This window comes from Streptomyces sp. NPDC031426 (genome assembly GCF_055581585.1).
Genome location: NZ_JBVIJE010000006.1, coordinates 1 through 14,320, shown reverse-complemented (window position 1 = coordinate 14,320; position 14,320 = coordinate 1). Strand labels below are relative to the sequence as shown.

Below are 14,320 nucleotides of genomic sequence, written 5' to 3'. Positions count from 1 at the left end.
AAACCGGGCTACAGTCATCCCTGTCAGCGTTTTGAACGCGTTCAAGAAGGGGTGGGGGCATGGACCGCACGGTCATCGCCTACGTCATCTACCTGGTCGTCAGCATCTCGCTGACCATCTGGGTGGCCCGCACGCTCAGCCACAACGGCCGGATCTTCCTGGCCGACGTACTGCGCGGCAACGAGAAGCTCGCGGATGCCGTCAACCACCTCCTGGTCGTCGGCTTCTACCTGGTCAACCTCGGCTTCGTGGCGCTGTACCTGAGCGGGGACGAGACGATCGACGACACCCGCGGCATCTTCGAGGCCCTGTCGACCAAGCTGGGCGTGGTCCTGCTGGTGCTCGGTGTGATGCACCTGGGCAATGTGTACGTGCTCAACCGGATCCGGCGGCGCGGGATCATGGAGCGCGAGGAGCGGCCGCCGGTCGACCCACAGGAGTGGATCGCCCCGGCGGCCGGGGTCTGACCGCCATGACCACCACTGAGGACCGGGGCGTCACGGGGGGCGTCCCGGTCCGCCGGCTCACCGTCCTGTACGACGCCGAGTGCGGGCTGTGCACCCATCTGCGGGACTGGCTCAGCCGGCAGCCGCAGCTGGTGCCGCTGGACCTGGTGCCGGCCGGCTCGGACCGGGCCCGGGCCCGCTTCCCCGGGCTCGACCACGCGGCCACGCTCGACGAGGTCACCGTCGTCGGCGACTTCGGCCAGGTCTACCGGGGCTCCCGTGCCTGGATCGTCGTCCTCTGGGCCCTGCGCGAGCACCGGCCCCTTGCCCACCGGCTGAGCACCCCGTCCGGCGCCCGGCTCGCCCGCGGCGCGGTGCTGGCGGCGGCGAGATGGCGGGGCGCGCAGCGGCGCGACCCCGGGTGGAACTGGGGTGGGACGGTCTACCGGCGGCAAGACGGGTGGGTCTACCGTCCGGACACCGGCTGGAGCTTCGAGCCGCCCTCCTGCTCCGGCGGAGCCCGCGCCACCGGTTAGGCGGCCCTTCTGCCGTACTCGTTAGGCTCTTCTACCGTGCCCGCGAAGAACGACGGCCCCGAGACGGCCGGCTCCCCCAGCAGCAAGTCCGAGCAGACCCGCGCGCTGATCCTGGAGACCGCGATGCGGTTGTTCCAGGAGCGCGGGTACGACAAGACCACCATGCGGGCCATCGCCAAGGAGGCCGGGGTCTCCGTCGGCAACGCCTACTACTACTTCGAGGGCAAGGAACACCTGATCCAGGGCTTCTACGACCGGATCGCCGCCGAGCACCAGCGAGCGGTCCGCGAGGTCCTGGACCGGGAGACCGACCTGGAGGCACGGCTCGCGGGCGTGCTGACCGTCTGGCTCGACATCGCCCGGCCGTACCACGAGTTCGCCGTGCAGTTCTTCAAGAACGCCGCCGACCCCGACAGCCCGCTCAGCCCCTTCTCCCCGGAGAGCGCACCCGCCCGTGAGCAGGCGATCGCCGTCCACCGGGAGGTGCTGGCCGGTTCCAGGTCCAAGGTCGCCCCCGAACTGCGGGAGGTCCTCCCGGAGTTGATGTGGCTCTCCCAGATGGGGCTGGTCCTGTACTGGGTCTTCGACCGGACGGAAGGGCGCGAGCGCAGCTACCGGCTGGCCCGGCGCGGCGCCCGGCTGACCGCCCGCGGGGTGGCGCTCGCCCGCTTCCGTGTGCTGCGCCCCCTGGTCCTGGAGGTCCATGAGCTGTTCACGGACTTCCTGCCCGGGATGACCCGGGCGCTGCCGGATCCCAGGACCAGGAGGAGCGGCGAGGGCTGATCAGATCCAGTTCAGCCGCCACAGGCGGAAGACGCCCGTGCCGTCGTCCAGGTACTGGCTGCCGCCCACGTCCTCGGTGCTGACCACGTACTCCTTGCGCTGCCACAGCGGGATCAGCGGGACGTCCTGGGCGACGTCCGCCTGGATGTCCTTGAAGTCGCTCGCGGCCCGGCTGCGGTCGGCGTACTGCTGGCTGTCCAGGATGAGATGGTCGACCAGCTTGTTGCTGTACCCGGTGCTCATCGTGGAGCCGGTGCCGACGAGCGCGGCGCCGAAGGTGTCCGGGTCGGGATAGTCGGGCACCCAGCCGACCGCCCACGCGTCAATCTTCCCGTTGGCCCAACGCTTTTGGAAGTCGGTCCACTCGTACCCCTGGACGTCCACCTTGAACAGGCCGCCGGCCTCCAGCTGCTGCTTCAGCGCCGCGGCCTCCTGCTCGCCGACGCCCCGGTTCTTCCCGTAGCCGAAGGTGAACCGGACGGGCAGGGACACCCCGGCCTGGGTGAGCAGCGCCCGCGCCTTCTGCGCGCTCTGCGCCGGGTAGTCGTCGAAGAAGGACGTGGTGTGGCCGGTGATGCCGGCCGGGATCAGCGAGTACAGCGGGTCGACCGTGCCCTCGTAGACCGTCGAGGCGAGCTGCTCGCGGTTGACCAGCCAGGCCATCGCGCGGCGCACCCGCACGTCGTGCAAGGGGGAGTTGGCGCGCGTGTTGAGGTACAGGTTGCGGGTCTCGGCGCTGTCGGACTCGGTGACCCGCTTGTTGGGGTCGCTCGGGTTCAGCGCGGAGAGCACGCTCGGCGGCAGCTCCCGGGTGGCGACGTCGACCTGCCCCTCCTTCCAGGCGCTGTCGAGCTTCGCGGAGTCGGCGTAGTAGCGCAGCTCGATCGGGCGGCCGGAGCCGCTGAGGTAGCCCTCGTAGCGGCTGTTCGGCTGGAGTACGGCCTTCTGGTCCTTGGTGTACGACGAGAGTGTGTACGGGCCGGTGCCGTCGACGGCGGTGTCGGTGCGCAGCGAGTCGGCCGGGTACTTGTCCTTGTCCACGATCGCTCCGGCGCCCGTGGCGACCTTCAGCGGCCAGGTGGCGTCCGCGGACGACAGATGGAAGGTGACGGTCGTCGCGCTGTCGGCGGTCACCGAGGCGAGCGTGGAGAACAGCGACGCCGGGCCGACATCGGAGTTGATCTTCTTGACCCGGTCGAACGAGTACTTCACGTCCTCGGCCGTCATCGCGCGTCCGCTCGGGAAGGTGATCCCGGGGCGGAGTGTGCACTGGTACGTCCGCAGACCGCTGCCCTCGAAGGCGCAGCTCTTCGCCGCGTCCGGGACCGGCTCGACGCCGCCCGGCTCGAACGTCAGCAGCGACTGGAAGACATTGCTGAACAGGGCCCAGGACCCGGCGTCGTAGGCGCCCGCCGGGTCGAGGTCCGTGACGGCGTCCGTCGTACCGACCGAGATGGTCTTGTTCTTGTTGCCCTGCGACGGCAGAAGCTGCCAGCCGCCGATTCCCGCGACCGCGAGCACAAGCAGTGTCACGAGAACGCGCATGCGAACAGATCGCATGGTGGTGCCCTCCCCAGGCCCCTTCAAAGGCCCTACCCCTGGCCAGCACGATTTCGCCACCCCCTAGTGGCGCGGCTCACCTAATCACACGGGTTTCTCCTGAGGGAAGGGCTTTCTGACCAGATGGAGAAAGAACTTACCGAGGCGTTGTTTCCCCCGGGTTTCACAGCGTCTTCACAGACGTGGGAGCGGTTCCGTCCGCTATGACGTCCGGCGCAGTGCGCGCAGTCCGCGCAACCCGATGACCCCGATGGCCGTCCCCAATACGAAGGAAACGACCGCGAGCAGCAGGTGCACCCAGAAGTACGCGGTCGGGTGACCGTTGTCGAAGGCCAGCCCGCTGCTGTCCTTGACCAGGTTCTTGACGAAAGTGACCCAGATGACCCAGGACCACACCCCGAACGCGAGCAGGAACCAGGAGACCGGGCGGCTGAGCTTCATGCGACCAGTATTGCCGCTCGCCGTTCCGTTCCGTGTCGGGGGTGAGGTGGGTCATGGAACTGCACAGCCGACAAAAGGTACTTTCTCGACCGTGCTTGCTCCGAAGAAGATCGGCCCGCGATCGCTGGTGGTCACCTCCGCCACCCTGCTGTCCCTCTCCGTCACCGCGCCCGCCGCCCTCGCCGCCCCGGCCCCCTCGACGAGCCCGGCGGCCACACCCCCGGCTCACATGTCGACCGTGGGCGGCGACCGGCTGGGGCAGCCCGGCACCCAGGTCGATCTCGCGCCCGGTGTCCCGGTACTGCCGAAGGACCTCACCGCGCGGTCGTGGATCGTCACCGACGCCGAGTCCGGCGAGGTGCTCGCCGCACACAACGCGCACTGGCGGCTGCCCCCGGCGAGCACGCTGAAGATGCTGTTCGCGGACACCCTGCTGCCCCGCTTCCCGAAGGACGAGAGGCACAAGGTGGCGCCGTCCGACCTCGCGGGCATGGGTGCCGGCTCCAGCGTGGTCGGGATAAAGGAGGGGCACACCTACTCCGTCCACGACCTGTGGCTCGGGGTCTTCCTGCGCTCGGGCAACGACGCCGTGCACACACTGGCCGCGATGAACCACGGAGTCCCGCAGACCGTCAAGGACATGCAGGACCACGCCGACGAACTGCAGGCCCTGGACACGCACGTGGTCTCGCCCGACGGCTACGACGAGCCGGGGCAGCTGTCGTCGGCGTACGACCTGACGCTGTTCGCCCGGTCCGGGCTGCAGAAGAAGGACTTCCGCGACTACTGCTCGACCGTCAGCGCCAGGTTCGAGTCGGGCGAGATCCGCAACACCAACCGGCTGCTGAGCGGTGACATCGACGTGCCCGTCTACCAGGGCATCGCGGGTGTGAAGAACGGCAACACCAGCAACGCGGGCGCGACCTTCACCGGGGTCGCCGAGCGCAACGGCCGGGTGCTGCTCGTCACCGTGATGCACCCGGACAAGCGCGAGCACAACGAGGTCTACAAGGAGACCGCCAAGCTGTTCGACTGGGGCTTCCGGGCGGCCGGCAAGGTCAGGCCGGTGGGTGAGCTGGTGCCGCCGAAGAGCGCCCTGCCGAGCCCGGGGGCCGGCACCTCCGCCGGGCAGTCCACGGGCGGCGACGGCTCCGGCGCCAAGCCGGTGGCGGGTGCCACCGCCGACTCCGGCTCGGGCATCGGCACCGCCGCGGCCATCACGGGCGGGGTGCTGGTGCTGCTCGCGGGCGCGGCGTTCCTGATCAATCGCCGGTGGCCGCTGCCGGACCTGATGCGCCGCCGGTCGCGTCCGTGACGTCGGCGCCTTCGGCCTCCGTGCTGTGGGTCGCCGTCCAGGAGGCGCAGAACAGGATCAGTTTCGCGGTGAAGTTGATCCACAGCAGCAGCGCCACGGGGACGCCGAACGCGCCGTACATGCTCTTCGCGGCGACTCCCTGGATATAGCCGCTGAGCAGCAGTTTCAGCAGTTCGAAGCCGACCGCGCCGAGCAGTGCGGCCACCACCAGGCGGCGGCGCGGCGGCTCGACACCGGGCAGCAGGGTCAGGACGTAGAGCAGGACGAGGAAGTCGCCGAGCACGGCCACGGCGAACGCGGCGATCCGCAGCAGCACACTGCCCCAGCCGTGCTCGGCCAGGCCGAGGTTGCGCGACACGACACCGACGGCGGCCGAGGCGAGCGTGGACGCGGCGAGCGTGATCAGCAGGGCCCCGCCGAGGCCGAGCAGGATGCCGGCGTCCTTGGCCTTGGCCACCACCGGGTTCTGCTGCTGGTCCGGCAGCTCCCACACCGCGCGCAGGCAGTCCCGGGTCTGGCCGACCCAGCCGATGCCGGTGAGCAGCAGCACGGCGCCCGCGATGACGCCGACGGTACCGGCGTTCTGGACGAGCGAGGTGAGGTCCAGTTGGCTGGAGACGACACCGGGGAACTGCTCGGCGATCTTGTGCTCGACGGTCTTCTGCCGGTCCGGGCTGAGCGTGGCCGCGCTGACCGCGGCGACCAGGGTGAGCAGCGGGAACAGCGCCACGAAGCTGATGAACGTCATGGCGGCGGCCAGCCGCGTCCACTTCACCCGGTCCAGCCGTTCGTAGCAGTGCCACGCGTGCGTCTCCATCAGCCGGACCACGAGGGGCCCGATGCCGGAGAGTCTCTTCAGCCACTCCATGAGCCGTTCCTGCCCCCGACCGCGCGCTCGTAAGACATCCCACTAATCACCCATTGTGTGGAGCGGGCGAATGTTCAGTAACAATCCCTCATATAGGGACGATACGGTCAACGGCATGCCTGGAGACACCGCCTTCGGCCTCCCCCAGTCCCTGCTCGTCCTCGGCGGCACGTCCGAGATCGCGCTGGCCACCACGCGCCGGCTGATCGCCCGCCGCACCCGCACGGTGTGGCTCGCTGGCCGCCCGTCACCGGCCCTGGAACAGGCCGCCGAGAGTCTGCGCGCGCTCGGCGCGGACACCCGTACCGTCGCCTTCGACGCCCTCGACCCCGAGTCCCACGAGGCCGTCCTCGGCAAGGTCTTCGCCGAGGGCGACATCGACATGGTGCTGCTGGCCTTCGGCATCCTCGGCGACCAGGCCCACGACGAACGTGACCCGGTACGGGCCGTCCAGGTCGCGCGGACCAACTACGCCGGAGCCGTCTCCGCCGGCCTGGTCGGCGGCCGCGCGCTGCAGACCCAGGGGCACGGCTCCCTCGTGGTGCTGTCCTCCGTCGCCGGCGAGCGGGCCCGCCGGGCCGACTTCATCTACGGCTCCAGCAAGGCCGGCCTCGACACCTTCGCCCAGGGCCTCGGCGACGCCCTGCACGGCACGGGCGTGCACGTCATGGTCGTGCGGCCCGGGTACGTCCGGGGCGAGGGGCTGCTTTCGACGACCCCGGAGGCGGTGGCCACGGCGATCGAACTGGGCTTGCGCAGGCGGTCGGAGGTGGTGTGGGTGCCGGGAGCGCTGAGGCTGGTGATGGCGGCGCTGCGGCACCTGCCGAGGGCGCTGTTCCGACGGCTGCCCGTCTGAGGGCCTCCTACGACACCGCGCTGCGGCCCACCCCACGGAGCGCACCGGCCTGCGACGGCACCACGGATCCCCCGAACGTGTACTCCCGCAACTTGCGCCACACCCCATCGGCGCCCTGCTCGTAGAGCGCGAACCCCGTGCACGGCCACTGCGCGTCGAATCCGGCCAGTTCCTCGAACGCACGGTCCATCGCCGCGTCGTCGATGCCGTGCGCGACGGTGACATGCGGGTGGTACGGGAACTGCAGCTCACGCGCCACCGGCCCGGAAGCGTCCCGCACCCGCTGCTGCAGCAGGGTGCAGTCCTCGGCGCCCTGGACGACGCGGACGTAGACCACCGGGGACAGCGGACGGAACGTGCCCGTGCCGGACAGTCGCATGGGGAACGGCCGCCCGGCCGCGGCGACCTCGGTGAGGTGCGCCTCGACGGCCGGCAGCTCGCTCTCGTCGACCTCGGTCGGCGGCAACAGCGTGACATGCGTGGGGATCCCGTGAGCCGCGGCGTCGCCGAAGCCCGCGCGCCGCTCCTGGAGCAGGCTGCCGTGAGGCTCCGGGACCGCGATCGAGACGCCGATCGTTACGGTCCCCACGTCGTCTCCTGTCGTGTGTCTGTTTTTGTCTCGTCCGTCGGCTATCGACTGTACGGCCATGGCCGCCCTGTAGGCAGGCGCGGCGGAAGTGATGTGCAGCGCTCTGCCCCGTAGGACGTGGGTACGGTCGTGCGCCTCAGCGCCGGTCCGTGCGACTGCGTGCCGGTCCGTACGTGCTCAGTGCTTCGCCGGCAGGAAACCGACGCGCTCGTACGTCTGCGCGAGGGTCTCCGCGGCGACCGCGCGCGCCTTCTCCGCGCCCTTGGCGAGGATCGAGTCGAGCGTCTCGGAGTCGTCCAGGTACTGCTGGGTGCGCTCCCGGAACGGCGTCACGAACTCGACCATGACCTCGGCGAGGTCCGTCTTGAGGGCGCCGTACATCTTGCCCTCGTACTCCCGCTCCAGGTCGGCGATCGACCTGCCGGTGAGCGTGGAGTAGATGGTGAGGAGGTTCGACACGCCCGGCTTGTTCTCCGTGTCGTAGCGGATCACGGTGTCGGTGTCGGTGACGGCGCTCTTGACCTTCTTGGCGGTGGTCTTCGGCTCGTCGAGCAGGTTGATGAGGCCCTTCGGCGTGGACGCCGACTTGCTCATCTTGATCGACGGTTCCTGCAGGTCGTAGATCTTCGCCGTCTCCTTGAGGATGTACGGCGACGGGATCGTGAACGTCTGCCCGAAGCGGCCGTTGAAGCGCTCGGCCAGGTCGCGGGTCAGCTCGATGTGCTGGCGCTGGTCCTCGCCGACCGGCACCTCGTTCGCCTGGTAGAGGAGGATGTCGGCGACCTGGAGGATCGGGTAGGTGAACAGGCCTACGGAGGCGCGGTCGGCGCCCTGCTTGGCGGACTTGTCCTTGAACTGGGTCATGCGGCTGGCCTCGCCGAAGCCGGTGAGGCAGTTCATGATCCAGGCGAGCTGGGCGTGCTCGGGGACGTGGCTCTGGACGAAGAGGGTGCAGCGGTCCGGGTCCAGACCGGCGGCCAGCAGCTGCGCGGTGGCGAGCCGGGTGTTGGCCCGCAGCTCCTTCGGGTCCTGCGGGACCGTGATCGCGTGCAGGTCGACGACCATGTAGAACGCGTCGTGGGTCTCCTGCAGGGCCACCCACTGGCGGACGGCGCCGAGGTAGTTGCCGAGGTGGAACGAGCCGGCGGTGGGCTGGATGCCGGAGAGCACGCGGGGGCGATCAGCAGTGGCCATGCTTTTCATTGTCGCAGAGAGCACGGGGGGTTCTGGGCGTGGGGAAGTGCGCGTGGTCCGTGGTTCCTCGCGCCCGCGCGGCGGAGCCGCATGTCGAATGCAGCCCCGCCGCCCTCTTACGGGCCGCTTCAGCCCAGGTCGACCTGCGGATACAGCGGGAAGCCCGCCACCAGGTCCGTCGCCCGCCCGGCGATTTCCCGGGCGACCTTCTCGTCCAGGACGTGGGCCGCCTTGGACGGGGCACCCGACTTGGTGGTGCCCGGCTCGGTGGTGGTGAGGACGCGGTCGATCAGGCCCGCCACCTCGTCCATCTCGGCGGTGCCGAGGCCGCGGGTGGTCAGGGCGGGCGTGCCGATGCGGATGCCGGAGGTGTACCAGGCGCCGTTGGGGTCGGCCGGGATGGCGTTGCGGTTGGTGACGATGCCCGAGTCGAGGAGGGCCGCTTCGGCCTGGCGGCCGGTGAGGCCGTAGGAGGTGGCGACGTCGATCAGGTTGAGGTGGTTGTCGGTGCCGCCGGTGACCAGGGTGGCGCCGCGCCGCATCAGGCCCTCGGCCAGGGCGCGGGAGTTGTCGACGATGCGCTGGGCGTAGTCCTGGAAGGCGGGCTGCCGCGCCTCGGCGAGGGCGACGGCCTTGGCGGCCATGACGTGCGGCAGCGGGCCGCCGAGGACCATCGGGCAGCCGCGGTCGACCTGGTCCTTGAGGGAGTCGTCGCACAGGACCATGCCGCCGCGCGGGCCGCGCAGCGACTTGTGGGTGGTGGTGGTGACGATCTGGGCGTGCGGGACCGGGTCGAAGTCGCCGGTGAGGACCTTGCCGGCGACGAGGCCCGCGAAGTGCGCCATGTCGACCATCAGGGTCGCGCCGACCTCGTCGGCGATCTCGCGCATGACGCGGAAGTTCACCAGACGGGGGTAGGCCGAGTAGCCGGCGACGATGATCAGCGGCTTGAACTCGCGGGCCTGGGCGCGCAGGGCGTCGTAGTCGATCAGGCCGGTGGCCGGGTCGGTGCCGTAGGAGCGCTGGTCGAACATCTTGCCGGAGATGTTCGGGCGGAAGCCGTGGGTGAGGTGGCCGCCGGCGTCCAGGGACATGCCGAGCATGCGCTGGTTGCCGAAGGCCTGCCGCAGCTCGGCCCAGTCGGCCTCGGTCAGGTCGTTGACCTGGCGGGCGCCGGTCTTCTCCAGGAAGGGCGCCTCGACCCGGTCGGCGAGGACGGCCCAGAAGGCGACGAGGTTGGCGTCGATGCCGGAGTGCGGCTGGACGTAGGCGTGGCGGGCGCCGAAGAGTTCGCGGGCGTACTCGGCGGCCAGGGCCTCCACGGTGTCGACGTTGCGGCAGCCGGCGTAGAAGCGGCGGCCGACGGTGCCCTCGGCGTACTTGTCGCTGAACCAGTTGCCCATCGCCAGCAAGGTGGCCGGGGAGGCGTAGTTCTCGGAGGCGATCAGCTTGAGCATCTGGCGCTGGTCGGCGACCTCCTGGCCGATGGCGTCGGCGACGCGCGGTTCCACGGCGCGGATGACGTCGAGGGCGGCGCGGAAGGCGGTGGACTCGGTGGAGAGGGACTGCTGCTCTGGCATGAGGACCTCCGGACGGCGTGTACAGCGTTCACGTTCGGCCCAGGCGCACGGCACTTTCCCGCTGGGGCCGCTCCCCGATGGTCCGTCCCATCCCAAGCGCGCCAGTCACGACCCGCTGATCAGCCTACCGGGCGAGCCGTACGGCGCAGGTCCCGCGTCCACCATGCGAGCGACGATAGGAAAGAGGTCACCGTCGTGTTCCCGAAGTGTTCTCGTCGGATCCGGGAGAGGCCATGACCGCTGCAGAAGACCTCATCAGCGCCGCCGAGGCGCACTGTGCTCCCACCTACCGTCCGCTGCCGGTCGTCGTGGCCACGGCGGAGGGGGCGTGGATGACGGATGTGGAGGGGCGGCGGTATCTGGATCTGCTGGCCGGTTACTCGGCGCTGAACTTCGGGCACGGCAACCGGCGGCTGATCGAGGCGGCAAAGGCCCAGCTGGAGCGGGTGACGCTGACGTCCCGCGCCTTTCTGCACGACCGGTTCGCGGCGTTCTGCACGGAGCTGGCCGAGCTGTGCGGGATGGAGATGGTGCTGCCCGTGAACACCGGCGCGGAGGCGGTGGAGAGCGCGGTGAAGACGGCCCGGAAGTGGGGCTACCGGGTGAAGGGGGTGCCCGCGGAGATGGCGAAGATCGTGGTCGCGGGCGGCAACTTCCACGGCCGTACGACGACGATCATCAGCTTCTCCACCGACCCGGAGGCCCGGGCGGACTTCGGGCCGTACACGCCGGGGTTCGAGATCGTGCCGTACGGCGATCTGACGGCGATGCGTCAGGCGCTGACGGAGAACACCGTCGCGGTGCTGCTGGAGCCGATCCAGGGCGAGAACGGGGTGATCGTGCCGCCGGCCGGATACCTCCCCGCGGTCCGGGAGCTGACCCGCCAGCGGAACGTGCTGTTCGTCGCCGACGAGGTCCAGTCGGGTCTCGGCCGCACCGGGCGGACCTTCGCGTGCGAGCACGAGGGGGTGGTCCCGGACATGTACGTGCTGGGCAAGGCGCTGGGCGGCGGGATCGTGCCGGTGTCGGCGGTGGTGTCGAGCGCGGAGGTGCTCGGGGTGTTCCGGCCGAACGAGCACGGGTCGACGTTCGGCGGGAATCCGCTGGCCTGCGCGGTGGCGCTGGAGGTGATCGCGATGCTGCGCACGGGCGAGTTCCAGGCCCGGGCGGCCGAGTTGGGCGAGCGGATGCACCGGGCGCTGGGGGCGCTGCTGGACACGGGCGCGGTGACGGCGGTGCGCGGGCGCGGGCTGTGGGCGGGCGTGGACATCGCGCGGAAGGTGGGCACGGCGAGGGAGGTCTCGGAGCGGCTGATGGACCGCGGGGTGCTGGTGAAGGACACCCACAGCGCCACGGTACGGATCGCTCCGCCGCTGGTGATCAGCGAGGAGGACCTGGACTGGGGGCTGGAGCGGTTCCGGGCGGTGCTGAGCGGCTGAGCGCGGGGGTCAGAGGATCACATGGGGCAGGAAGCGGGCGTACTCGTCGGTGATCAGGCCCGCGGACTCGCGGATGCCGAGGCCGGCGGGCTCGTCCCGGACGACCCAGGCGCCGAGGACGACATGGTTGCCGTCGAAGGCGGGCAGCGGGGCGAGCTGCTGGTAGCAGCAGGGCTCGTCGCGCAGTACGGCCGGGGCGCCCGGCCGGTGCACGGTGACGCCCTCGCCCTCGCGGCCGAGCAGCGGTTTGGCGACGTAGCCGGGCGCGGAGGCCAGCTCGCGCGGGCCGTCGAGGTAGGCGGGGAGGAGGTTGGGATGGCCGGGGTACAGCTCCCAGAGGATCGCCAGCAGTGCCTTGTTGCTGAGCAGCATCTTCCAGGCGGGTTCGATCCACAGGGTGCTGCCAGTGCCGCCGCCGTTGTCGAGGGTGGCGAGGACGTGCCCGCCGAAGGCGTCGGTGGTCAGCCACTCCCAGGGGTAGAGCTTGAAGATGCCGCGGATGAACCGGAGTTGGTTGTCCACGAAGCGGCCGGAGAGGGTGTCCCAGCCGATCTCCTCCATGGACAGCCAGTCGGTGTCGAGGCCGGCCTGCTCGGCGGTCTCCTTCAGATAGGCGACCGTCATCAGGTCCTCGCCCAGCTCGTCGGCCGAGGAGTGCGCGAAGTGCAGGGGGCTGCCGGGAGGAAGGAGCGCGGCCTGGGCCCGCCAGGCCTCGACGAGGCGTTCGTGCAGGGAGTTCCACTGGTCGGCGCCGGGAAAGCGGTCCTCCATCCAGAACCACTGGGGGGAGGCGGCCTCCACCAGCGAGGTCGGGGTGTCGGCGTTGTACTCCAGCAGCTTGGCCGGGCCGGTGCCGTCGTAGCGGAGGTCGAACCGGCCGTAGACGGAGGGGAGTTCGGCGCGGCGCCGCCAGGCCTCGGTGACGGCGGCGGCCACGCGCGGGTCGGTGATGCCGAGGTCGGCGAGCCGGTCCTCGGCCACGATGTGCCCGGCGGCCGCGAGACACATGCGGTGCAGTTCCTCGACGGTCTCCTCCAGCGCCTCGATCTCGTCCAGGGTGAAGACGTAGTAGGCGCTCTCGTCCCAGTAGGGGCGCAGGGAGCCGTCGGGGTGGCGGGTCAGGGGGTAGACGAGCCCCTGCTCCTCGACGGTCCGCTGCCAGCCGGGGCGGGGGGCGGTGGTACGGCGTTCCATGGGCCGGTGCCGGTCAGCCGCCGGAGCTGTGGTGGCCGCCGCCGAAGCCACCGCGGCGGACTCCGGTGCCGCCGTGGCTGCCACCCGAACCCGACCTGGGCCTGGTGAAGGAGCCGCCGCTCACCCAGGAGCCCTTCTTCTTGCCGCCGTAGTACCAGCCGCCGTCGACCGAGGTCTTGAGGGAGGACGTCTTGCAGTTCTTGTCGGAGACGACCTTGTAGCCCTTGCCGTAGGTGTAGCTGTCGCGGTCGACGCAGCGCTTGTCCGGGTCGGAGGAGCAGGCGGTGAGGGCGGCGGCCAGCAGGCCCATGCCGCCGAGGACGACCGTGCCGGAGCGCAGTCGGCGGCGCGTGTTCTCCATCGTGGTGTTCCCCCGAGTGCTCGCCATTCCTAGGACTGTCGGTTCAGCCTAGAGAACGGTAAGAGGGCAGGCCACAGGGGGTGGCCGGATCAGCCATCTCCTAGAGTCCCTTTGTGCTCTTTGGAATGGTGTGCGCCCTTGGCGCGGCGGTCTGCTTCGGCACCGCGACGGTGTTGCAGGCGGTTGCGGCGCGCGAGGCCGGTACGGGCGAGGGCGGCGAGGCGGCACTGCTCTTGCGGGCGCTGCGGCAGTGGCGGTACCTCGCCGGGCTCGCGCTGGACGGGCTGGGCTTCCTGTTCCAGATCGCGGCCCTGCGGTCGCTTCCGATCTACGCGGTCGGCGCGGCGCTGGCGTCGAGTCTGGCGGTGACCGCGGTGGTGGCGGCGCGCCTGCTGCGGGTGCGCTTGAGCGGCACGGAGTGGAGCGCGGTGGCCGTGGTCTGCGCCGGGCTCGCCATGCTGGGGCTGGCGTCCGGGCCGGAGGGGAACCAGGACGGTTCGGACGCGTTGCGGTACGTGATGCTCGCGATCGCGGTCGGCATGCTGCTGCTCGCGTTCGCGGGCGGGCGGCTGTCCGGCACGAGCCGGGCGCTCGTGCTCGGGCTCGGGGCCGGGTTCGGGTTCGGGGTGGTGGAGGTGTCGGTCCGACTGATCGACAGCCTGGCGCCGCTGGACCTGCTGACCAACCCGGCGACCTACGCACTGCTGCTCGGGGGCGGCGCCGCGTTCGTATTGCTCACCTCGGCCCTGCAGCGGGGCTCCGTGACGACCGCGACCGCCGGCCTGGTGATCGGCGAGACCATCGGTCCGGCGGCGGTGGGCGTGGTGTGGCTGGGCGACCGCACGCGGGAGGGGCTGACCTGGCTGGCGGTCCTCGGGTTCGCCGTGGCCGTGGCGGGCGCGCTGCTGCTGGCCCGATTCGGAGAGGCGCCCGCGGAGGAGCAGCCCGCCTGAGCGGGTGGCACGTTCAGCACGCCACGGTCGCGCAGCTGGCGGCGCAGGCCACGACGGCCGGTGCCAAGGCGGCGGCGCAGACCAAGGCGGCCAAGGACGCCTCCGCGCGTGCCGTGACGGCGGCGAAGCTGGCCAAGGAGGCCGCGCAGAAGGCGGCGGCCGAGACCCAGGCGGCCAAGAACGACTCCCTGCACGCCGCAACCGC

15 protein-coding genes and 1 riboswitch are annotated in these 14,320 nt (G+C 70.7%); of the genes, 7 read left to right on the top strand and 8 right to left on the bottom strand.

Annotated features, from left to right (window positions below; genetic code table 11):
* Positions 1–59 precede the first annotated feature (59 nt).
* The 3 genes from ACZ5NH_RS13230 to ACZ5NH_RS13220 are packed head-to-tail and all read left to right on the top strand — an operon-like array spanning position 60 to position 1,765.
* Positions 60–467 (top strand): hypothetical protein, encoded by a 408-nt coding sequence (locus ACZ5NH_RS13230; RefSeq protein ID WP_388619907.1) that lies wholly within the window; start codon positions 60–62, stop codon positions 465–467.
* A 5-nt stretch (positions 468–472) separates the two neighbouring features.
* Positions 473–982 (top strand): thiol-disulfide oxidoreductase DCC family protein, encoded by a 510-nt coding sequence (locus ACZ5NH_RS13225; RefSeq protein ID WP_388619905.1) that lies wholly within the window; start codon positions 473–475, stop codon positions 980–982.
* A 36-nt stretch (positions 983–1,018) separates the two neighbouring features.
* Positions 1,019–1,765: a TetR/AcrR family transcriptional regulator gene (locus ACZ5NH_RS13220; RefSeq protein WP_388619902.1), complete on the top strand. Its 747-nt coding sequence runs from the start codon at positions 1,019–1,021 to the stop codon at positions 1,763–1,765.
* Here the strand turns inward: ACZ5NH_RS13220 and ACZ5NH_RS13215 are convergent, their stop codons facing one another.
* On the bottom strand, positions 1,766–3,325 hold the full coding sequence (locus ACZ5NH_RS13215; protein WP_468774924.1) for an ABC transporter substrate-binding protein: 1,560 nt from the start codon (positions 3,323–3,325) through the stop codon (positions 1,766–1,768).
* Between the two features lie 201 nt (positions 3,326–3,526).
* Positions 3,527–3,766: an SCO4848 family membrane protein gene (locus ACZ5NH_RS13210; RefSeq protein ID WP_388619897.1), complete on the bottom strand. Its 240-nt coding sequence runs from the start codon at positions 3,764–3,766 to the stop codon at positions 3,527–3,529.
* Positions 3,767–3,857: 91 nt separating this feature from the next.
* Here ACZ5NH_RS13210 and ACZ5NH_RS13205 point away from each other — a divergent pair, with 91 nt between their 5' ends.
* Positions 3,858–5,081 (top strand): D-alanyl-D-alanine carboxypeptidase family protein, encoded by a 1,224-nt coding sequence (locus tag ACZ5NH_RS13205; protein ID WP_468774922.1) that lies wholly within the window; start codon positions 3,858–3,860, stop codon positions 5,079–5,081.
* On the opposite strand, the gene ACZ5NH_RS13200 is transcribed toward ACZ5NH_RS13205, so the two are convergent.
* Positions 5,029–5,949, bottom strand: coding sequence for a YihY/virulence factor BrkB family protein (locus ACZ5NH_RS13200; RefSeq protein ID WP_468774920.1), 921 nt, complete (start codon positions 5,947–5,949; stop codon positions 5,029–5,031). The genes ACZ5NH_RS13205 and ACZ5NH_RS13200 overlap by 53 nt on opposite strands.
* 115 nt (positions 5,950–6,064) lie before the next feature.
* On the opposite strand from ACZ5NH_RS13200, the gene ACZ5NH_RS13195 reads away from it, so the two are divergent.
* Positions 6,065–6,805 (top strand): decaprenylphospho-beta-D-erythro-pentofuranosid-2-ulose 2-reductase, encoded by a 741-nt coding sequence (locus ACZ5NH_RS13195; RefSeq protein ID WP_468774918.1) that lies wholly within the window; start codon positions 6,065–6,067, stop codon positions 6,803–6,805.
* 7 nt (positions 6,806–6,812) lie between these two features.
* Here ACZ5NH_RS13195 and ACZ5NH_RS13190 read toward each other — a convergent pair whose 3' ends face one another.
* The 3 genes from ACZ5NH_RS13190 to ACZ5NH_RS13180 form a co-directional block, all read right to left on the bottom strand.
* Positions 6,813–7,394, bottom strand: coding sequence for a 2'-5' RNA ligase family protein (locus ACZ5NH_RS13190; protein ID WP_388619886.1), 582 nt, complete (start codon positions 7,392–7,394; stop codon positions 6,813–6,815).
* Between the two features lie 177 nt (positions 7,395–7,571).
* Positions 7,572–8,588, bottom strand: coding sequence for a tryptophan--tRNA ligase (trpS, locus tag ACZ5NH_RS13185; protein WP_468774916.1), 1,017 nt, complete (start codon positions 8,586–8,588; stop codon positions 7,572–7,574).
* Between the two features lie 128 nt (positions 8,589–8,716).
* On the bottom strand, positions 8,717–10,168 hold the full coding sequence (locus ACZ5NH_RS13180; protein WP_468774914.1) for a glycine hydroxymethyltransferase: 1,452 nt from the start codon (positions 10,166–10,168) through the stop codon (positions 8,717–8,719).
* 30 nt (positions 10,169–10,198) lie between these two features.
* Positions 10,199–10,287, bottom strand: a riboswitch (ZMP/ZTP riboswitch).
* 114 nt (positions 10,288–10,401) lie between these two features.
* Here ACZ5NH_RS13180 and rocD point away from each other — a divergent pair.
* Entirely contained in the window at positions 10,402–11,607 is a 1,206-nt protein-coding gene (gene rocD, locus ACZ5NH_RS13175) for an ornithine--oxo-acid transaminase (protein ID WP_388619879.1), read from the top strand.
* A gap of 9 nt (positions 11,608–11,616) precedes the next feature.
* On the opposite strand, the gene ACZ5NH_RS13170 is transcribed toward rocD, so the two are convergent.
* The gene (locus ACZ5NH_RS13170) at positions 11,617–12,801 is read right to left on the bottom strand and encodes a glutathionylspermidine synthase family protein (protein ID WP_468774911.1); all 1,185 of its coding nucleotides are present in this window, start codon (positions 12,799–12,801) and stop codon (positions 11,617–11,619) included.
* Between the two features lie 13 nt (positions 12,802–12,814).
* Positions 12,815–13,162 (bottom strand): hypothetical protein, encoded by a 348-nt coding sequence (locus ACZ5NH_RS13165; protein ID WP_468775456.1) that lies wholly within the window; start codon positions 13,160–13,162, stop codon positions 12,815–12,817.
* Between the two features lie 125 nt (positions 13,163–13,287).
* Between ACZ5NH_RS13165 and ACZ5NH_RS13160 the strand changes: the two genes are divergently transcribed.
* Entirely contained in the window at positions 13,288–14,115 is an 828-nt protein-coding gene (locus ACZ5NH_RS13160) for a DMT family transporter (RefSeq protein WP_468775454.1), read from the top strand.
* The last annotated feature ends 205 nt before the right edge of the window (positions 14,116–14,320 follow it).